At 65.1% G+C, this 21,551-nt stretch carries 13 protein-coding genes; 3 read left to right on the top strand and 10 right to left on the bottom strand.

Annotated features, from left to right (window positions below):
* The 7 genes from IT350_09975 to IT350_09945 all read right to left on the bottom strand — a co-directional run.
* Positions 1-897 (bottom strand): hypothetical protein (locus IT350_09975; protein MCC6158367.1); only part of this gene is annotated, 897 nt, incomplete at its 3' end.
* Positions 875-2,203, bottom strand: coding sequence for a hypothetical protein (locus tag IT350_09970; GenBank protein ID MCC6158366.1), 1,329 nt, complete (start codon positions 2,201-2,203; stop codon positions 875-877). The genes IT350_09975 and IT350_09970, both read right to left, overlap by 23 nt.
* A gap of 52 nt (positions 2,204-2,255) precedes the next feature.
* Entirely contained in the window at positions 2,256-3,632 is a 1,377-nt protein-coding gene (gene hemG / locus IT350_09965) for a protoporphyrinogen oxidase (protein ID MCC6158365.1), read from the bottom strand.
* Entirely contained in the window at positions 3,629-4,639 is a 1,011-nt protein-coding gene (gene hemH, locus IT350_09960) for a ferrochelatase (GenBank protein MCC6158364.1), read from the bottom strand. Before hemH ends, hemG begins: the two co-directional genes overlap by 4 nt.
* Before the next feature lie 31 nt (positions 4,640-4,670).
* Entirely contained in the window at positions 4,671-6,092 is a 1,422-nt protein-coding gene (gene hemN, locus IT350_09955) for an oxygen-independent coproporphyrinogen III oxidase (protein MCC6158363.1), read from the bottom strand.
* A 17-nt stretch (positions 6,093-6,109) separates the two neighbouring features.
* A complete protein-coding gene (gene hemE, locus IT350_09950) occupies positions 6,110-7,138 on the bottom strand; it encodes a uroporphyrinogen decarboxylase (GenBank protein ID MCC6158362.1) in 1,029 nt (342 codons plus the stop codon).
* Between the two features lie 466 nt (positions 7,139-7,604).
* Complete coding sequence (locus IT350_09945; GenBank protein MCC6158361.1) at positions 7,605-9,224, bottom strand: choice-of-anchor L domain-containing protein; 1,620 nt, start codon at positions 9,222-9,224, stop codon at positions 7,605-7,607.
* 338 nt (positions 9,225-9,562) lie between these two features.
* On the opposite strand from IT350_09945, the gene IT350_09940 reads away from it, so the two are divergent.
* A complete protein-coding gene (locus IT350_09940; protein ID MCC6158360.1) occupies positions 9,563-11,218 on the top strand; it encodes a sigma-54-dependent Fis family transcriptional regulator in 1,656 nt (551 codons plus the stop codon).
* 102 nt (positions 11,219-11,320) lie between these two features.
* On the opposite strand, the gene IT350_09935 is transcribed toward IT350_09940, so the two are convergent.
* Complete coding sequence (locus tag IT350_09935; protein MCC6158359.1) at positions 11,321-11,509, bottom strand: hypothetical protein; 189 nt, start codon at positions 11,507-11,509, stop codon at positions 11,321-11,323.
* A gap of 274 nt (positions 11,510-11,783) precedes the next feature.
* Complete coding sequence (locus tag IT350_09930) at positions 11,784-13,373, bottom strand: tetratricopeptide repeat protein (GenBank protein MCC6158358.1); 1,590 nt, start codon at positions 13,371-13,373, stop codon at positions 11,784-11,786.
* A 196-nt stretch (positions 13,374-13,569) separates the two neighbouring features.
* Here IT350_09930 and IT350_09925 point away from each other — a divergent pair, with 196 nt between their 5' ends.
* Positions 13,570-15,162, top strand: a complete 1,593-nt coding sequence (locus tag IT350_09925) for a cellulase family glycosylhydrolase (protein ID MCC6158357.1) — start codon at positions 13,570-13,572, stop codon at positions 15,160-15,162.
* Between the two features lie 283 nt (positions 15,163-15,445).
* Positions 15,446-21,133: a DUF4011 domain-containing protein gene (locus IT350_09920; protein MCC6158356.1), complete on the top strand. Its 5,688-nt coding sequence runs from the start codon at positions 15,446-15,448 to the stop codon at positions 21,131-21,133.
* A 24-nt stretch (positions 21,134-21,157) separates the two neighbouring features.
* Here the strand turns inward: IT350_09920 and IT350_09915 are convergent, their stop codons facing one another.
* Positions 21,158-21,517: a hypothetical protein gene (locus IT350_09915; GenBank protein ID MCC6158355.1), complete on the bottom strand. Its 360-nt coding sequence runs from the start codon at positions 21,515-21,517 to the stop codon at positions 21,158-21,160.
* Positions 21,518-21,551 lie beyond the last annotated feature (34 nt).

Below are 21,551 nucleotides of genomic sequence, written 5' to 3'. Positions count from 1 at the left end.
GATCACGCACTGCCAGTCGCCCGGCGCGTCGGCCTCGGCGCGGCAGATCTTCGAGCCCCACCCCATCGGGTCCGCCGCCTCGACGCGGCTGACGGCGATGATCGTCCTGTCGTCCAAGATCGCGAAATCCGTCTCCGACGAGCCGCCCTCCAGCACCACCGGCTCCCCCGGCACGACCGGCGTCCACGTTCGGCCATCCTCGGTGGTCAGCCAGTGAACCTTGATGGGATCGCCGGAAAAGTCGTAGATCGATCCGCCGCCGACGTAAGTCAGCATGTAGGGGATGCCGTCCACCGCCTTCGTCCGCCACGGAATGAATCCCTCGTCCGGCTCGTAAAACTCCTCCGGCTCGGTCCAATCGCCCGCGCCCACGCGCTCCGTCACCATCATCCCGCCGGGCTCGAAGTCGAACGGGTCGGTGCCGAGCAGCGCGAAGTACAGGAACAGGCGACCGTCGAATGACAGCAACCGCGTCTCGCGCAAATCCGTGTCGTAATCGAATCTCGCCTCGAAATCCCAGTTCTCCTGATCCTCGCTCGACACGATCCACACGACGACCCGGTCGCTCGCGAAATGCGTCGGCGCGGTACGCCAAGCGAGGTAGACGCGACCGTCGTGACGCACGACGTCGAGGTTGTTGTTGGCGTCCTGCAATTCGACCTCGTCGGGCAGCCCGCCCGACGGCACAACCGTGACCGGATCGCCGAGCCGCCACGTGTCCGGCGCGTCGTCGTCCGCCGTGTCGTCGTCCGAATCGTCATCGGCGGTGGCGTCGTCGTCGCCCGGCTCTGAGCTTGTCGAAGAGTCGTCATCGCCGTCATCGGTCGAGCACCCGATCGCGGCGATCGTCGACAGGGCCAGAGTAAACACCACCTCAACAGCCGCACGCATCGTCATCATCATCCCCGCCGCCTTGGCCCGTGGCGTCGTCATCGTTCGAGGCATCATCATCAGCCGAATCATCGTCCGTTTGGTCGTCATCGGAGTCATCGTCCATCGTGTCATCGTCGAGGGAATCGTCGTCGCTCACGTCGTCGTCCACCGTATCGTCATCCGTCGCGTCGTCGTCATCCGACGCGTCATCATCGGTCGTGTCATCGTCCATATCGTCGTCGGAGTCATCATCCGTGTCGTCATCGGCCGGCGCGAGATCCGGCGCGTACAGGCCGATTTCGCGATCGAGCCCGAGTGGCTCATCCCCCACGCGCACACCGCCGAGCGCGATGAACATCTGCTCCGCGTAGTCCTGCGAGCCCGCTTCGCTCGGATGCACCTCGTCGATCAGATAATCGTCCAGCCACGCGTCGCCGTAGAACGCATCCATGTCAGCGAGCAGCGCGTCGGTCTCGCCCGCCACCACCACACGGCCGATCCCCATGTAAAGGTCGACGATCACCGCCGCGAGCGGTTGAAGATCCGGACCGATGCGGTCGTAGATGAAGGTGCTGTTCGCGAAGTTCGGGTAGATCGCGTAGACGATGTCCGCACCCGGATTCGCCGTGCGAATCGCGTCGATCAGGTCGAGCAGCCGCGGATACGACTCCAGCACGTACTCGGGATGATCGATCACGCGGCCCAGCACCTCCCACACGTCATACGGGGGCGTGAGCCCGTCGATGTAAGCCTCCATGTCGTTGCCGGTCAGCGTGATCGTGAAGAGGTCCGCGTCCTCAAGCAGCGGTTCGAGCAGGTCCTCATAGTGACCGTCGCCGCCCCCGCCCGGCAGCCAGTCCCAGCTCTTGCTGCCGCCGACATGGATATTGTGCAGATCGACCGTCGTGAGTTCACCCAGCAGATCGGCGAGGCGCGATGGATACGGCGTGCCGGTCGCGCCGATGCTGTCACCCAAGCTCACCATCACGAGCTCGCCTTCGCGGATCGCCTCTGGCACGCGGCGCGCGACGTTGCTCGACGTGGCGTCGTGCCCGCCGTCCTGCGTGTCGAGCAGGTAGAAGCCGTCCGCGACGCCCTCGAACACGAACGCACCGTCGGCGTCGGTTTGCGCCGCGACCTCGCCGACCGCGTCGATGAGCGCGACATCCACGCCGGGCAGCACAACATCGGTCGCGTTGCGATGCAGCACGTAGTGAGACCGCGCGGAGTGATCCGCGTCGTGAAAAACCACGCCGGTCACGTCATCGCCGCTCGCAAATGTCGCAACACCGACGATCAGAACGAAAACATAAATCCCGCGCGCGCGCACGTCGCCCTCCAACGAAGATCCGAAGCGATTATGAGCGCGCTGGCGGCTCGTGTTAAGAGCCCGTCGATCCGAAGAATGCCGCGATCCCCTCCGCGGCGGCATAGCCGCTCGCGACCGCGTGATCGACGCCGACGCCCGTGATGTAGTTGCCGGCGAGCACGAGGCCGGGCACTGCGCGGACGCGCGCGGCGAGCGCCTCCATCCGCTCCGGGTGATCGGGCGTGAGTTGGGGGATGGCGTGCGTGTAACGCAGCACGCTCGCGTAATCGAACACGGTGAGACCCATCAATTGCTTCTGGTCCGACTTCGCGAGCACGATAAGGTCGTCGTCGGAGAGCTTCAGCGCGTCGGGATCGAACATGCCGCCGATGAAACTCGTGTTCAGGAACTTGCCCTCGGGCGCGCGGCCCGGGAAGAGTTGCGACGCGAAAAGCGATCCCAATGTGCGGATCTTGTAATGCCTGGGAATGAGCGCGCCGAAGCCGGACGGCAGGTTCGGCGTGATCGGCCCGCCGAGATGCACGACGGCGACCGGCGCCATGGGGATGCTCCCCGCGATGCGCGCGGCCTCGGCGTCGATGGGCGCGAGGAGGCGCGCGGCGACGTGCGGCGGAGCGGCCACAACCAGCGCCCTCGCTTCGTATTCGCCGCCACCCGCGCGAACACACCAACCGCCATCGATTCTCTCGATCGCCTCGGCGGGCGCACCGGTAACGATGTTCGCCACGCCGACTTCGCGCGCCACGGCTGTCGCGAGAAACCCGAGCCCCTCGCGAAAGCTGTAGAGCCCCTTGCGCGACGTCTTGCCCTCGGCGCCGAGGCGCCTTTTCTTTTCGCGCATGAACTTGATCGAACCGCGAATCATGCTCCCGTGGTCGCGCTCGAAGTTCCAGAACTTCGGAAACGCTGCACGCGCACCGAGCCGCGCCGGGTCGCCAGCATAGATCCCCGACACGAACACGCCCGCGAGAAACGTCGTCGCCTCGACGCCGAATCGCCGGTGGAAGAACTCGAGCGCCGTGTCGTTCGGCTTCGCGCCGCCCTTGCGGAACGGCTCGGACATCAGGCGCAGTTTCGCGCGCGCCGAAAGCAGCGGCGACGCGATGAACTTGCCCGGCGACAGCGGAATCGGAATCAGCCGCCCGTCGCGGTACACGAAGCGGTTGTCGGCGGCGGCCGACGCCGCGAGCGCGCGGTCTTCCATCTTGAGATCCGCCAGCAGCCGCCAGATGGCCTCCGCGCCGCCCATGAAGCTGTGCGGTCCGCGTTCGAGCACGTAATCGCCGTCTCGATAGGTGCGGATATTGCCGCCGACCTCGCCCTCGGCCTCGATCACGAGCGCGTCGCGCCCGGCCGCGCGAATCCGCCACGCGGCGACGAGCCCGGAGATGCCGCCGCCTACCACGATCACGTCGCGCATCGCGCTCATGCCGCTCCTCCCACGCCCTTCGCCAGCGCGCCGTGCACCAGTTCCGCCAGCGCCTCGATGAAGAGCGGATGATCGCGCACCGTCGGCACGCGGATGAAGTCCTCCACGCCGTGCGCGTGCGCGATCTCCTTCATCGTCACGTCGAGTTCGTAGAGCGTTTCCTGATGCTCGCTCACGAACGCGATCGGCATGACGATGAGGCGCTTCACGCCCTCGTCGCCGAGCCGCTCGATCTCGTGGTCGATGTACGGTCCGGTCCATTTCACGGGCCCGACGCGGCTCTGATACGCGATGCTCACGGGCAGATCGGCGGGGATGCGCGCGCGCAGCTTCGCCGCCGTTGCCTCGATCTGCTTGATGTACGGATCGCCGCGCCGCACATATGCCCGCGGGATGCCGTGTGCGGCGAGCAGAACGTGCGTGCGAAGGGGCGCGCCGAGCGCCGGGCCCGCCGCTTCCTCCCAGCGCTTCACCAGCGCCTCGATCCACATGGGGTGCTCGGGATACTCGCGCACGTCGACGACCTCGATGCCCGCGCGCGCCGCCTCTTCGCGAAGATCGACAAGGGACGTCTCGGTCGTCGTACGCGAAAACTGCGGATACAGCGGCAGCGCAACCAAGCGGCGGATTCCCCGAGCGACGCACTCCGCGATCGCGTCGACCGCGCGCGGCGGCGTGTAGCGCATCGCGACAAAACACGGCAGCCCCGTGCGCCGCTCCAGCGCCTGCGCCTGTTGGCGCGTCTGCGGCAACAGCGGCGAGCCGCCGAGCTTGCGGTAGATCGGAATCATCTTCGGCGCGCGTTTGCGCGAGATCATGCGCGCGAGCGGCTTCTGATACAGCCGCCCGAGCGGAAGCTGGATGATATAGGGGTCGGCGAAGAGTTCGTAGAGGAACGGCTCGACCATGGCGTCGTCGTGCGGCGCGCCCATGTTGAGCACGACCACGCCGGTCGCGATCGCGCCCTCGGGCGAAGCGAACGGAGAGACGAACGGTGTCGCCGTCATCGAACCATCCTTATCCCGCGCAACGCCGCGCTCAGACGGTCTTGGAAAAACGCGCCGTGTCCGCGCCGAGGTAGCGGTCGAACACCATGCACACGTTGCGGATGAAAAACCGGCCCAGCGGGTGGACGTGAATCGCTTCGTCCGTGATCTCCAGCAACCCGTCGGCGACAAGCGGCGCGAGCCGTTCGATCTCCGGCGCGAACGCATCCGCGAAACGAAGGCCGTGCGTGCGCCCGAACGCCGCCGTGTCGAGATGAAAGTTCGCGAACAGATCGATGATGATGTCGCGGCGCACCCGGTCGTCGTCGGTGAGCACGTAGCCCTTGATCCACGGCAATTCGCCGCGGTCGATCGTCGCGTCGTAGTTCGTCAGTTCCTTCTCGTTTTGCACGTACACCGCGCCGACCGCCGCGATCGACGACACACCCAGCGCGACCTGATCGAGACCGCGGTGCGTGGTGTAGCCCATGAAATTGCGGTGCAGCACTCCGTGGATCTGCGCGCGATACAGCTCATCCTCGGGCTCGGCGAAGTGGTCCATGCCGATCGGCACGTAGCCCGCCGCCTGAAACTTCGTGAACGCCGTGCCCCAGATCGCAACGCGCTCGGCGTCGCCCGGCAACCCGAGCTTTTCCACGCCCGCCTGATGCGGCCGGATCCACGGCACATGCGCGTAGCCGAAGAGCGCAATGCGCGACGGACGCATCGCGATCACCTCGTCCACCGAGCCCGCCATCGTCTCGGCGGTCTGGCCCGGCAGGCCGTACATGAGATCGAAGTTGAGCGCGTTCATCACGCCGCGCCGACGCAAGTGCTCGACCACGCGGCCGACGTAATCCGACGACTGGTTCTTGCGCAGCCGGTCGATCACCTCGACGTTCAGGTCCTGAACGCCCAGACTGAAGCGGTTGAAGCCCAGATCGAGCAAGCCGTCGATGTAGTCCTCATCCACGGTGCGCACGTCGATCTCGATGGATCGCTCGCCGTCGGCGGGAAACTCGAAGCGCTCGCGCAGCCCCTCGATCAAGCGGCGCATGTCCTCGGGCAGCAAGAAGTTCGGCGTGCCGCCGCCGAGCGCGAGTTGCAGCACGCGCCGCCCGCGCCCGGTCAGAGCGGTGACGAGTTCGGCCTCGCGCAGCATGCGCGTGACGTATTCGCGGCCCACCGTGCGGTCTTTTTTGATGAACAGATGGCACCCGCAGTACAGGCAGCGCCGCTCGCAATACGGAATGTGCAGATAGAGCGATATGGCGTCGCGCTCGCGACACGCCTCGTATTCCGCGCGCGCGCGGTCGCGGTCGAAGCCATCGTGAAACTGCGGCGCGGTGGGATAGCTGGTGTAGCGCGGGGCGCGGGTGGAGTAGCGCGTCCACATCGCCTCGGGTACGTCGAGGGGGCTCGGCAGTTTCGCCGCCGCCTCGGGCGAGAATTCGTTCTGAACCTGTCCGCTCATCGTTCTGCTCCGCACGTTCAGGCGCCTAATTGCGCGACGGTTTCAACAAACGCCGCGACGCCCTCGACCGGCGTGTCGGGCAGCACGCCGTGACCGAGGTTGAAGATGTGCCCGCGCGGGCCGAATTGCTCGTGCATGCGCAGCACCTCGATCGCGACGCGCGCCGGCGGACCGTAGAGCGCCAGCGGATCGAGATTGCCCTGCAGCGCGATGCCTTCGCCGATCCGCGACCGAGCCTGCGCCGGATCGACGCGCCAGTCGATGCCCAGCACCTCGGCGCCCGACTCGGCCATGCGCTCCAGATACGGCGCCGCGCCGTTGACGAACAGGATGCGCGGCACGTCGAAATCGGCGAGCCCTTCGAAGATGTGCCGGTGCGAGCGCGCGCAAAAGCGGTCGTAATCCCCCGGGGAAAGTTCGCCCGCCCACGTGTCGAAGAGCTGCACCGCGTCCGCGCCGTGCGTGATCTGCATGCGCAGGTATTCGATGACGACGGGCGTGAGCCGGTCGATGAGCGCCTCGAGCAGATCCGGGTCGCGCTGCATCAGCATCCGCGCGCCGTGGCCCCGGTCGCCCTTTTCCGACTGCGTCATGTAGCACGCGAGCGTGAACGGCGCGCCGGAAAATCCGAGGATGGGTTTGTCGGGCCCCACGCGCCGCTTGACCTCGGCGATCGCCGCACCGACGTAACCCATGTCGGTGTCGATGTCGGGATCGCGCACGCGGTCGAGATCGGCCACTGTGCGGATGATCGGGTCCATCTGCGGCCCGCCCTTGGGGTAGCTCACGGCGATGCCCATCGCCTCGGGCACCACGAGGATGTCCGAGAAGATGATGCCCGCGTCGAGTTCGGGGAAGCGATCGAGCGGCATCATCGTCACGTCCGCCGCGAGCGACGGCGTGTGGCAGACGTCCAAAAACTCGTGCGCCGCGCGGTGCTCGCGGTACTCCGGCAGATAACGACCGGCCTGACGCATCACCCACACGGGCGGTCGGTCCACCGGCTCGCACCTGCACGCCGCCAAAAAGCGCTCCCGACAGTTCATCGCCCCATCCTTTGCCCACGGCGCACACGCGCCCGAAAAAACGGTGGTATTCTACACAATCGCCCGCACGACCCAAGCGAGAGCCGTCACGAAACGGTTAGCGGCGACCATCGCCGAGGCGGCAGCGGCGTTGTTGCGGAATGGCCGGGGGAAGTCAACGGGGTGCCGAATAGACCGGCCGCTCCTGGTTCCTCCTCGTCGTTGATTTGACGCGCACCCTCCGCTAAATTCGGGTTCTTCGTCGAAGTCAGTGGCTAGAGGGCTCCGCCCTGGTTTTCGAGGAAGAAACGCAGAGGTCGAACCGCGATGAAAGCCTCGAAAGAAGATTTGGGAAGTCTTTGAAAATACGTCGATTTGCTTGCAAACAATTCGGCCCGTCATTCCTCGAAGCGACTGCCGCAATTGGCCGAGGAACGAGGTATCCACGGACTTTGGCGAACACCCCATTTTTTTCCGGCGGGTGGATCTATTTGAACATGAGGTAGTCGATAGCGCCGACGGAGTCATAGATTTTGTCGCCGACGTCGGAGATGGTGACGATGATGGTGATCGTGGACATGTCCGTGGGGAGCGCGACCGTGGCGGTGCGACCGAGGTTGTCGTTCTCGGGCAGGCCGCGGGGCGTGGTATCGCCCGAGCCGCCCCAGACGAGATGGCCGTCGAACTGGTACGGGCCGTTGCTGTGCGGCGAGGAGCCCGACGGATTGTACTGGGCGTCGACCGACGACGCGATCTGGGCGATGGTCGCCGCGGCAGAGTCGGCCGCGATCTCCGACCAATCGTTGACCAGAGCCACGTTGTTCACGGTACGGTTGACCAGGTATTCGGGCGAACCCTGAACGATGACCGTGAAGATGTCATTATACACGCTGCCGACCCATTCCTCGTACTCCTGACTGATGAAGTCGTAACTGATTTCCAGTTCCGACATTCCATCCGGGACCACGGTCGTGAGGGTCATGGTGCAACTCGGAACCATGTTGCCGCCGGACGAAGCGTAGAGGTAGTTGGCCTCGGAGCCGCCGGGGAACGGGGCGCCGTGTGCATCGCCGCTGATGCCGTAGATCGCGCAGTCCGAAGTGACCTGCCAACCGTCGAGCGATCCATTTTCGAAATCGATACCGCCCGAGTCGTCGTCGTCAGACGTGTCGTCATCGGCCGTGTCGTCGTCGGCCGTGTCGTCATCGGCCGTGTCGTCGTCGGTGGTGTCGTCATCGGCGGTATCGTCGTCGGCGGTATCGTCGTCAGCGGTATCGTCGTCAGCGGTATCGTCGTCAGCGGTGTCATCGTCAGCCGGGAGCGGCGGACAGCAGACGCAGATTTCGGCGTCGATGGTCGGCGTGTCGTCGGGGAAGGTCTCGCACTTGGGGGTGTCATCCGGGTCATCCGACTTGGGATTGGGGTTCTTGTTGGTGTCGGTGACCGGGACGGCCGACGCGCAAACGCACTCATCGCTGGACACGGTCACGACCCCGGGCAGGCCGGCGAGCGTGGGCAGGGCCCAGGCGCCGTCACTGGCCGAATACGTGAAAAATCCGCCCGCGGTCACAACCGCCGGGGCGCCCTCGATCGGATCGCCGTTGCATTCCACGGTTCCACGGATGTAGCCGTTTTGCACATCGGCGTAGTAGATCGCGTACCATCCTTCGCCCGAAGGGCCGATCGAATCGCCGAGCAGACTGATGGCCTTGTTGTCCAGACGCAGGATGTTGTCCTTGATGATCATTTTGTTGGCGTAGCGGAGGCGCTTGCCGAATCCGGATAGTCCGTCCACCCGCGCCATCGCGATCATGTGGTCAATTTCGGACAGGTCGATCCCGTCGATCTCGTCGAGCAGCGTCAGATCGATCTTGAAGTCGTCGACCACGAGATTGACGTCGTCGCCTTCCAGCTTCACCGCGAAGAGGAAATTCCAGCCGTCCGGCGTCGATACGCCCAGATCGTCGCTGTTGAATTCAACTTCGAGCCCGAGGGCATCCTCGATCGCGTCCTCGGCATCGTCCTGGCTGTCATCCGTGCAGGCGGGCAAGGCGAAAAGCGCCGTTGCGAGAAACATCAGAAATCCGAACCTGAAAAAGTGTCTCATGAAACGCTCCTTTTGTGGGTCGGCGTTGGCGTGTGCACGTCTCGTGCCCGGCTCGCGCCGTCGTGGAAGTGCCGGGATTCACGGCCCTTTGAGAAATCGCGTTCCGAAACAACGACCGGCGGGGCGCATCAAATTGATCCGACGTCGATCATTACGGGGGTGCAACGGCTCGCCGCGGACATGCGTCGGCGTCTTCGATCACGTGGTGCCGATGAGGATGGATGACCTCGAATTCTTCGGAAGCAGACCGCCCGACGAGGGCTCCGGGCGAACCCGGCGAAAAAATGCTTGCTGAAACGATCAAATGGGCAGACCATCCATCAAAATGAGGGAATGCCATGCGAATCGACGACCTGAATATTCAGGAATTGGTGGAGTACGACGCCGAGAGCGGAACGATCCTCTTCGCGGGTCAGCGCGCGCTCATCATCGACACGACCGCGATCGGGAGTCTGCGCAAGGACCTCATCGAACATTTCGGTCTCGCGACCGCCCGGGGATTCCTCACCCGATTCGGCTACATTCACGGGTGGCGGATGGCCGAGGCGATGCAGGCTCATTACAAGTGGGACAGTGACGAGGACCAACGGATGGCCGGCGGTCACATCCACATGCTGGCGGGGATGTTCCGGTTCGATCCCGATAACGCCGATCCACTTTCGAAAGCAGGTCGAACGCTGTTGAGTTCGTACGAGGCGGAGCAGCACATCGCCCACCTGGGACGCAGCGAGTCCCCCGTCTGCTGGACGATCTGCGGCCTGACCAGCGGGTACCTGAGTCGGACATTGGGCCAGGACATCTACGTCCTGGAAGAGCGTTGCATCGGCCGGGGCGACGCGGCGTGTCACCTGCTGGGCCGAACCCGCGAAGAGTGGGGCGACGATCGCGCGGAAGAGCTGCATTTCTTTCGTCTCGAAAACCTGAACGGCTGGCTCGACGTCTCGCTTCACCAGATCACCGAGACACTCAAGGAAGTTGAACACAAGCTGCAGGAGAGGACGCGCGTGCTCGCCCGCGTCGCGAGCGAAGTCGATGAACCGCTCGGAATGGTCTCGAAGAGCACCGCCATGCGACGCCTGATCGATCTCGCCCAGCGGGTCGCCAAGGTGGACACCACGCTGCTCATCACGGGAGAGAGCGGGACGGGCAAAGAGCGCATCGCGCGGTTTGTGCATGACCAATCCGCGCGCGCGCGCGGACCGTTCATCGCGGTTAACTGCGGTGCGATCACCGAAACGCTTTTGGAGAGCGAGCTGTTTGGACACGCGCGAGGGGCGTTCACGGGCGCGGTGCAAAACCGCCCGGGGCTCTTCGAGGCCGCGAATGGCGGGACGCTGCTGCTCGACGAAATCGGCGAGGTCTCGCCGGCAATGCAGATCAAACTCCTGCGCGCATTGCAGGAGCGCGAGATCCGCCGCGTCGGGGAAAACCAATCCCGGGCCATCAACGTCCGCGTCATCGCCGCGACGAACCGCGAACTGATCGAGGACATCGCGTCGGGCCGCTTTCGCAAGGACCTCTATTACCGGCTGAACGTCGTGGAGTTGCACATGCCCGCTCTTCGCGATCGGCGGGACGATATCCTCCCGCTCGCCCGCGTCCTGCAGGCCGAGGCGGCCCTTCGACTCAAACGCCCGATCTCCAGTCTTTCGCCGCGTGTGGCGGATCAGCTCCTGCGTTACGACTGGCCGGGCAATGTCCGTGAACTGGAAAACGCCATGGAACGCGCGGTCGCACTGGGGCGCGTCAAGCGTACGGAACTCGACGATCTCCCCGAAGAAGTCCGACAGGCGATTGCGATCCCGGCGAAATCGGGCGAGGTGAAGTCGCTCGAAGACGTCGAAAAAGAATATATCCTGTCCGTTCTCGATCGGAACGGCGGCAACCAAACGCGCAGCGCCGAGCAACTCGGCATCGGATCGGCGACGCTTTACCGCAAACTCAAAAGTTACGGCGCCATCGGCGGGAAACGGGGCGATCGATCGGATGCGTAGGAGCCACCGTCTTCCCGGAATTTCGTCCGGTCATGCTGCTTCGAGTCGCGGGTTGTTCGCACGCTGCCGGCGAGATCGAGGAAGATCTCGCATCAGAGCGCGTCAGGTCGTCGGTTTCTTCTTGTAGATGTTGAGACCGATCTTTTTCTCATCGTCGTCCGGTATGGACACATTGCCTTCCGTGGTCGCGATCATGATCGTCTTTCCGGAAGCGGAAGGTCCGAACTCCCGGCTCAGGTCGACCTTGATCGTCAGGATGTCGCCGTCCCGGCTCATTTCCACGTTCTTCATTTCGATTCCCCCTGTTCTGTGAATCATGCGCGCGCGGTCACGTTCGTCCGGGCGACACGCATGTCGCCGAGCTCAGCATCGGGCCTGCCGTTAAGTCTGCCCGAATAATTCGAACGTTTCTGGACGATCCCGATCTTAAATTCGGACGGCGCCGTTGTCACGTCGTGTTTTTCCGCGTCGTCAAGCTTTCGGCGAGACGACCGAATGATCGCTCCCCGTCACTGGCGATGTGCGAACGCGCGGATCGATTCCGCACGTGTGAATATCCGATCGTTCAGGGCCCCTTGAGCTTCGAGAGCGCGTTTTGCGCCTCGGCCGCGTATGACCCGCCGGGGTTGCGGGCGAGGTAGGCCTCGTACGCCGCGATGGCGTTTCCCGTGCGTCCCGCGCGTTGCTCCAACGCACCGATCCAGTACCACGCTTCGTCGCTGCCCGCCGCCGAAGCGCGTTTGGCGGCCTCGAGCGCGCCGGTCGGGTCGGTGTCCGCCACCCACCGCGCCTTGGTCAGCAGCAGCGACGCGTTGGGACGTAGGGCGATCGCCTGATCGAGTTGCGCGGCGGCCTCGGCGAATCGGCCCTCATTCCGCATTCGGACAGCCGTTTGATAATACTGCGTGAAGGCGTCCTCGTTCGTCGTGTCCTCTTCGTCCTCGCCCGGCTTCAGCGCGGCCTTGTACTCAGCGAGTTTCTTCGCGGCGATTTCGCTTTGCGGGGCGATCGCCAGCGCCGCCGTTTGAGCCTCGATCGCTCCCTTGAAGTCGCGACGCGCGGCGCGAACCTCGGCCGCGAGATGCCGGGCTTCGAACAAGCGCGGGCCGAGCGACGCGGCTTTTTCGTACGACGCCAGCGCCTTGTCTCCCTGGCGATTCGCTTGATGGATTCGGCCGATCAGAAGGTGCGTCTCGGCGTCGGGCGGAGCGTCGCCGGACACGGACAGGATCGCGGTCGCCGCGGCGAGCGCCGGGCCGTATCGCTTTCGCGCGTATTCGCAAGTCGCCCTGGCACGACCGGCGGACGCCGGCGGTGACGGCGCGGCGAAGTGCCGCTCGGCCGCTTCGCAAGCCTTCGCAATGGCCTCGCGGTCGCGCCCGGTCTGCGCGGCGAGCAGCAACTCGATTTCCGCGATGCGAGCCTCGGCCTCCGCGGATGGCGGCGACGCACTCGCCGCAACGCGGAGTTCGACCAACGCCTCGGCCGCCTTCTCGGGACCGCGGGTCCACCAAAGCTCCGTCCCCTTCGCCAGATGATCAACCGGCGGCGGTGTCGGCGTAGGCGTCGGAGAAGGCGTTGGCGACGCCGCCGCGACCGGGGGCGGCGCGCTGGGTGCCGGGGAAACGCCGGCTTTTGTGATGTAGGCGTACCCAAGTGCCAATACGGCGAGCACGACCGCTCCCGCGACGACGAGCGCCCACGGAAATTTCTTGGGAGGAAATTCGTCGTCGAAACGCGACCCAAAGGAAACATCCCACGGACGCGGCTGTTCGCCAATCGGTTCGGGCTCCGGTTCAGGCTCCGGCGCGGGTGCCGTCTCGGGCAATTCGACCCGTGGAACGGGAGCGGGCGGGGGAGTTGGAGTGGGAACGGGAGTTGGAGCGGGAGCGTGAACGGGCGTCGGAACGGGCGTGGGTGCAGGAGCGGGAGTCGGTGCGGGAGTCGGAGCGGGTGTGCGCGGGGCGGCGGCGAGTTGCCGGTCCACATCCGCGAGCTTGGATTTCTGTTCCGCCAGCAGCTTGTCGAGGATCTCCGGCTTCGCCGTGGAGCGACGCTCCTCGAGCTTGGCGATCCGAGCAAGGATCGAACGCCGCCCTTCCTCCAGGGCGCCCCGGTCGAGCGACGCCTGGACGCCCTTCGAATCACCGGTCATGAGCCGCTCCCCCGCAATCGCGAAATCCAAGCCATTGGGATCGTCGCGAAGACGTCCCGATTCCCATCTCCCCGTTTACCACGAAACGCGGCGTCGCGCATGGAAGATTCGCGTCGCGCCCGACGGATTCTTGCACCGGCGGCACGCATCGCCAATGATGGAACGGTCGTCATTCACTTGAGGGGTGACTCCCGCGATGACCGGTCACTTCTTACGCGGTTTCGTGTTCGCCGTCCTGGGCGTGTGGTTGTTCGTCGGGTGCGGATCATCCGGCGATGGGGACTCGACGTCGCCGGATGACGACGATGCCATCGACGACGACACGGGCGACGACGACGCGATTGACGACGACGCGGACGACGACACGTGGCCGCCGCTTCCCGACGACGATGGCGATGACGATTCCGCGACGCACGAGGATCCTCCGCGTCTGCGCGCCGTGACCGGTCCGGCAGCCCATATCGCGGACGATCTCGGCCGCGAGGTACTCCTGCGCGGCGTGAACTTCAACCACCTGGGCGACTACTTCGAGACCGATCCCACGCTTCCTACCGTGGCGGAACTGAGTGACGAGGACTGGGACGACGTCGCAGCCCTCGGCCACAACGTCGTGCGTCTCGTCACCACGTGGTCCGCGTGGGAGCCGGAACGCGACGCGTTTGACGAAGACTACCTTGCGCGCGTGCGCACCGCCGTGGACGACGCCGGGGAGCGCGGCTTGTACGTCGTGATCGACATGCATCAGGACGCGTGGTCGAAGTTCGTCTTCACGCCCGCGGAAGAGGTCTGCCCGCCCGGTACGAGCCATCAGCGCGGGTGGGATGGCGCGCCCGAGTGGGCGACGATCACCGACGGCGAACCCACCTGCACGCCCGGACGACGCGAGGAGAGCCCCGCCGTGATCCGCGCGTGGGATCATTTCTACGACAACACCGACGGCATTCGCGACGAGCTCGTCGATCTGTGGGCGACGATCGCGACCGAATTCGCCGGCGATTCGCGCGTGGCGGGTTACGATTTGATCAACGAGCCGGGTCGGGGCTCCGACGTCCTCGCCACGTACCAGGGTCTGAGCCAGTATTACCTCGACGCCGAAGCGGCGATTCGCGCGGCCGAGCAGGAGGCGGGCACGGCGGGACACATCCTCTTCTTCGAACCGGTCGTCGACGGCATCCCCTCGGCGTTCGTCCCGCGAATCGACAACGCGGCGTGGGCCGTTCACCAGTACATGGAAATCTTCAACCCGCTCTCGCTGGAGTTCGGATTCCTCCTGTTCGATCTGGTGGGCCGCCTCTACGGCGCGCCGCTGTGGTACGGCGAGTACAACCACTTCGGCGGCGACGCGGAAGCCGACGACTGGATGCGAAGGTTCGCCGCGCTCGAAGATTCGTATCGGCACTCCGGCGGCGCGTGGTGGCAGTGGGAGCAGGAGTGCGGCGACCCACACAACGTCATGTGGCCGCCCACCCCCGGATGGATCGAACAGCAACAGGCCGCTTGCGGCAACGCGCGATTTCCCATCCGCGAATGCCTGAACCGCGCCTATCCTCGCGCCGCGCCGGGACGTCTCACGCGCCTCGAAGCCACGCCGTGCGACGGCGACCTGCTCGTCGAGGGGACGACCGACGCGCCCGGCGTCGCGGATTTGTGGATGCCGTCGGACATCGACACATCGCCGACCGTGACGGGCACGGGCATCGGCGTGGTCACGCCCATTCGCGTGGACGGCGGCTGGCGGATCGACGTGGAGGTCAGCGGGGAGTACGCGATCCGCGTGAGAGAGTCGTGACGGCCGGTTCCCGCGGGTGCGGATGGGAGAAATCTCGAGCAGGTTATCGCGTCCGGAATTTGAGCCTGTATCCGTTCGAGCGCATTGATTGAATGCATGACCCCATGCGTCGTATACTGGCAGTAGCCTGATGAACAGTTTCATTTGGGTCGTTCGGGCCGACGCCTAGACGAAACGGCCCGCGCGCGAAGTTTCATGATCGAACCATGACGGATTGTCGCTGCCCGAGGCGGCGCGATCAACAATGTGCGTTTTCGAGCAAAGCCCGAACCGGGGGGGAAACATGTCCGAAGACGTTGCGATGGCCAGCGCGGAAAAACGTGCGATCGATGTGGAGAGGTTTCGATTTCGGGGTGAACCCGTGTTCGCCGACTCGTTGTTGGCCACCGGCATTTTCAATTCCGGTGGGGCTGTGAATCTCGAAAAACACGACTCCGAACGTATTCGACGACGCCTGCTGACGACGCACGTGAAACTCTCCGAAAACATGGCGCCCGACGTGTTCGAATACGCCAAATCGGCGGCCGGCGCACTCGGACTCGATCGCGCGATCGAGATTTATCAGGCGAGCGGCGAAGCCCGCGCGGCGAATTTCATCTGCCCCGACGTGGTATTCATCAGTCTTCAGGGTCAGTGGTCCACGCTGCTCGACCGGGGAAGTTTCATCGCCCTGTTCGGCCATGAATTCGGCCATCATCTCGCGCACACCAACGCATTCGCGCAGACAAAGCGCCGTTTGGCCATGGATTTCGCGTCGGCTATCGCGTGGGATCACCGGCTCCCCGACTCCGTACGTGTCCTCGCCTCGCGCGTCTCGATGGCGATGGAATTCACAGCGGACCGTTTTGCGGCACTCGCCACCGGTTCGCTCGACGACCCTATCCGGCTCATGATGGCCATGGTGACCGGACTTCCCGCCGAACGACTCGCGGGCGACGCCCCCGCCTACATCGAACAGGCAAAAGTGCTCTTCGGCGAAACGGAAAAAGCCGAAACCGAAAAGCTCGGCTCGCATCCCGAACACTTGTTGCGGGCTTATGCGCTGCTGCTGTTTTCGGAGACGGACGCCTTCTGCGCCGCCACGGGCCGCGGCCCGGGAACACGAACGCTCGCCGACGTGGATGACGTGCTCGAAACGATTCTCGGCGGTTCCGCGGAGAGATTCTACGAAACTCAGGACGATGGGACGCCGGCGCCCGAAATCCAGGAATTCGCGCTGTGCGCCGCTTCGCTCGTGGCCATGGCCGACGACAGCCTTGACGACACGGAGACCAAGGCGCTCGAAGACACGTTTTCGACCGTGGTTCCCGGCTGGAAGGATCTGCTCGACGGCGAAAAGGCGCTCGCGCGGTTCGGCGAGTTGCTGCCCGTCGCCATCGCGGGCGGTGAGCCGGTCGCCGCCAGCGTCTTCAACATCATGATGCACGTGATTCTCGCCGATCGCGAAATCCACGTTCGCGAGCTCGACGTTTTGGCGGCGGTCGGTCGCAGCCTGCAGCAGGAGCACTTGTTCCGTTATCTGCTGACCGCCGCCGCGCGGGCGCTCAAGATCGAGCGCGTGGACCGGCCCGTCGAACGCCCGCTTCCATCGTTGCCGCCGGGCAAGTTCGAAGCGCGAACGGCGCTCGCGGGATTATTCGCGGGTCTCGCGCGTCGCGGCGGCGGCGCGGTGGGATTGCGCCGGTTGGCGCGGATTCTCGGGAAAGCGTCGTGGGACGAAACCGCCACGGCGACCATCGAATCGTCCGTGCAGGAGCATCGGCTGGAGGTCGAATCGCCGCCGGTCGCCGACGCCGACGGCGCGGTGCGTCTCGATCAGTCGCTCGTTTTTCGACTGACGCAGGCCGAACGCAAACGACGCGAGGATGAGGAGAAGGCGGCGCGTGCGCGGGGGCTGGCCGAGGTCAAGACACGCGACGCGCTGGCCGGCGCGCTCAAGCATCTGCGCGAGCGGCTTGTGAGCGGCGACGGCCGCAGCCCCAGCGTGCGCCTGTACAAAGCCGTCACCGGCCGGCATTTCGATCTCGCTTCGCTGGACCGGATCATCGACGGACGGTCCGAGCGCATCGTGGCGTTGCTGTGGTCCGAAAACGTCATTCCCCTTCTGAGCGGCGACGAAGCCGGTCTGCACAAGGTCGCCGCCGACACGGCGCGGACCCTGCGCAATCTGGACCGCGAGTTCCGGGCGCGGGTCGAGGAAACCGGATGTCGCGACCTGTTTGTCGGATATCCGTTTCTGGTCGGAAACGTCGGCGGATTTTTTGTGCGCGCCCCGCTGGTGTTGCATCCGTATTCTCTCGTTTCCGACGCACGTGGCGCGGGCACCTACGTGCTTCGACGGCGCGAATCCGATCCGGCCATCGCGAATCAGGCGCTCATCCGTCTGCTGTTCGCCAAGAAAAACTACGCGTTCACCGACGAACTCGCGCAAACGCTCGACGAAAAAGCCGCCGTGAGCGCCGAGACACTGCTCGACGCGCTGCGCGATCTGGGTCTGGACGCGAAGCCCCTGACCGGCACGCTGGTTCCGTTTGAGGAATTGAATGTCGCCGCGGCGGGTTTGCTGCCGGAGGGCATTGCGCTGGCGGAAAACGCCATCGTTGGGTTTTTTCCGCAATCGAGTTCGGACTTGCTTCAGGACTACGATGAACTGCTCCAGAAACTCGATCCGTCGTCGGCGACGAATCTCGAAACGTCGCTCAACGCGGCGTGCGACATTCTGCCCGCTTCGTATAGACCGGAATTTCGTCCTCCGGCATTGTCCGATTCACCCGACCAGCCCATCGTCTATTCCGATCCGAGCCAGCGCGAGGCGGTTTTGCGTTCGCGGGCGGCGCGGCTGATGGTGATGGACGGTCCTCCGGGGACGGGAAAGAGCCAGACCATTGTCAATCTGGTTGCCGACGCGCTCGCCAAGGGGCAACGGGTGGCGATCGTTTGTGAAAAACGCGTTGCGCTCGACGTCGTGAAGCAGCGCATGGATGGCGCGGGCATCGGGCACCTCGCCGCCGTCGTTCACGACGTTCACGACGATCGCAAGGCTCTGTACACGCACGTCGCGGATCGATTGGAAGCTTCGGATCGCCGACGGTTCAGCGACGCGAAGATGTCACAGTTCCGGGCCGAGATCCGCGACATCGAGGATCAGCTCGCCACGCGCGACCGGATTCTCGCGACGCCTACGCTCAGCGGCCTCGCCGTGGGGCAATTGCACACGATGGCCGCGTCGATCGCGACACCTCCGGTCGCTCTCCCGGATCTGGCATCCATCGGCCGCGACGACCTGCGCCGATTGACGCAAATGGTGAAGGATCTTCACCCCTACGCCGGGTTTTGGACGGCATCGAGCCCATATCGATCCGGCGCGTTGTTCGCCCCGCGTGCATCGTTCGCCGGAATTTCGCCGGCCGATCTTCAATCCCCCCGCGACCGGCTCGCGCGTGCGGCCGAGACCGCGGCGATTCGCGACCGGCTGCACGTGGCGATGCCGGTCCCCTACGAGGGGCTCGAAGAGGCGGACGGCGAGCGCGCCGCGGCCGCGGCCGAGTCGACGCGCGTGCAGATCGATGAATCGACGGAACTGACCGAAGCCGTTGTGGTCGCCGGCCGACTCGCATCATCGTTTTTCCGGTTCCTTCGCCCATCCTGGCGAAAGGCCAAGCGGATCATCCGCAACACGCTCGTGCGCCAGTGGCCCGAGCAGGCCAAGGCGAAGATCAGGCTCGAACTGGTCGCGGCGCTCGAGCGGCGCATTCGTGCCGCGCGGGCGTGGAGGGCTGCGGAATCCGCGTTGCAGATTCTGCGCGCGCGAACGCTCCTTCCGCGCGACGCGGGCGAATTGCTGGAACTGATCGGATGCATCACACACTGGTGGGATCTCGCATCGAAACTCGCGATTTCGAAGCGGCAATTGGAGCGCGTCGACGCCTGGCCGATCGAGCCGGGCGCGACAGAACCGCAGAACGGGTGGTTATCCTGGATTTCGCGGTGCGGACAGGCCGTGGAGTTGGCCGACGCGTTCGATGCCGCGCAATCGACCGTTGCCGCGGTCGCCGCGACGTTTCCGCACGCCGTCGGGATGGCGAGCCCCGAACTCGCGCGACTTCGCGACGCATTCGGTTCCGACGCCCACCGGCTCGTCGAGGCGGATCGGGTCCTGACAGCGATCGCGAGTCTGTACGCGGGCGCGACGTCTTTGGCCGAAGGTTTGGCCGATGGTCCGGTGAATGCGTCGCCAAGCGACTGGGCAGACGCCGTTCGCCGCGGTTGGGCCGAAGCGTGGCTCGCGCAATGCGAAGACGCCATGTTCGACCTGCGTATCCTCGATCAGGCACCCCCGATGGGGAGCCTGGAGCAGGCGTCGGCCCGTCTGTTGGAACTCCATCAGGCCATCGCCCGCGAAGAGGCCGAGCGCATCGCGGTCGAGGGGGATCGCTTCGGCCTCATGGCGGTCAATCCCGCCGAACCCCGCGCGCGGCGCACGCCCGAACAGACGGTGCGGGAGACCATCGTCCGCGAGTGCCGCAAGCAGCGAAACGTGATGCCGATGCGCACTCTCGTGCGACGGTACGCCCGCGAGGGACTGCTCGACATCGTGCCGGTCTGGCTGATGTCTCCCGAGACCACGGCGATTCTGTTTCCACGTGAGCCGATCTTCGATCTGCTCATCATCGACGAAGCGTCGCAATGCACCGTGGAAAATGGATTCCCCGTCCTGACGCGCGCCCGGCGGGCGGTGATTGCGGGCGACGACAAACAGATGCCGCCCACCTCGTTTTTCAAGGCTGCGTCCGGCATCGAAGCCGACGAATCGGACGAGACGGATCGGGACGTACCCCTCGACGTGTTCGAGTCCGAATCGTTGCTGGTGCTTGCGAGAAATGTCGGTGTCGGCGCGCCGCTGCGTTGGCACTATCGCGCGTTGTTCGAGGAACTCATCGCGTTTTCCAACCACTCGATGTACGGCGGTTCGCTGCTCACGATTCCCGCGACGCTCAGCCGATCCGCGCCGCCCGCCGTGCGCTGGGTGAGGGTGCCCGACGGGGTGTGGGCGGAGAGTGTGAATCTTCCCGAGGCAAAACGCGTGGTCGATGTCGTCGGCGAGATCCTGCTGCGTCCCGATCACCTCAGCGTTGGCGTCGTGACGTTCAACATCTCGCAGCGGCGTGCCATCCTCGATGAAATCGACGTTCGGCGCAGCGCCGACGCCGCGTTCGCCAGGGTCTATGACGCCGCCGCGTCCGCGGAGCAGATGGACGCGCGGCCGTTCGTGAAAAATCTCGAAGGTGTACAGGGCGACGAACGCGATGTGATTGTGTTTTCCCTCGGCTACGCGCCGACGATCCGAAAAAAGCGGGACGGAAGCGAGGAAACGTACGTGCCGGCCCGGTTCGGCCCGCTCGGGCAAAAGGGCGGCGAACGGCGGCTCAACGTTGCCGTGTCGCGTGCCAAGGTCGAGGTGGTGGTTGTCAGTTCGTTCGACCCGTCGATGCTGTCGGTCGCGAACACGCGGAACGACGGCCCCCGCCTGTTCAAGGCGTTTGTAGAGTTCGCGCATCACATGGGCGAAGGTCGACGGAACCAAGCCGAAAAAATCCTCTCACTCGTGAACGATCAGACCAAACGGCGTGTCGACGGCGGCGGGACGACTCACGCGGACGAACTGTATCTTCCACTGCACCATCAAATCGCCCTCGATCTCGAAAAAGCCGGTTTGCCCGTGGAGACGACGGTTGGCACGTCCGAATTCCGACTTCCGGTCGCCGTGGTGCACGGCGATGATTCGCGAAAATACTCGCTCGCAGTCCTGTGCGACGATGGCGGCGCGCCGACCCATGTTTACGAAAAGTACGTCCATGTTCCGAATGTGTTGAATCACCGACGCTGGCGTCACCTGCGGGTTACGGCGCGCGAGTGGCACCGGGATCGCGTCCGCGTGATCGAACGGATCCGGCAGGCGTCGGCCGGCTGACGGGCGGCGGCGTATCCGCCTGGGTCAGCCGAATCGCCGCGCCCGCAGCAGCCACACCGACAGCGCCAGCGCGGCCATCTGCGGGATTGCGAGAACGATCTGGAAAAGGTCGATGTGCGCGTTCGGTGCGAGGGTCACGGCGGTGACGCCGCCGACCGGGCCGAGGATCGCGATCCACAATCCCTCGCGGCGGCGGAGCAGCGCGAGGACTCCGGCGAGCGTGTAGAGCAGGATCGCGAATCCCGCGACCGCGTGCCGCGCGCCGAGCGGCGTGCCCGCGAGCGTGACGAGGCGCAGCGCGTGGCCCGCCGCCCCCGCGCCGAGCAGCAGCCCGGCCGTGAGTCCCCACAGGTGATCGATCGAAATGCGATGTGAATACGTCATGCGCCTGACGTACCGGGTTTCGGCGTCGCGATCA

The sequence above is a fragment of the Deltaproteobacteria bacterium genome (assembly GCA_020845895.1).
In the GTDB taxonomy this organism is placed as follows: domain Bacteria; phylum Lernaellota; class Lernaellaia; order JACKCT01; family JACKCT01; genus JADLEX01.
This window is presented reverse-complemented; position numbering and strand designations above follow the sequence as displayed.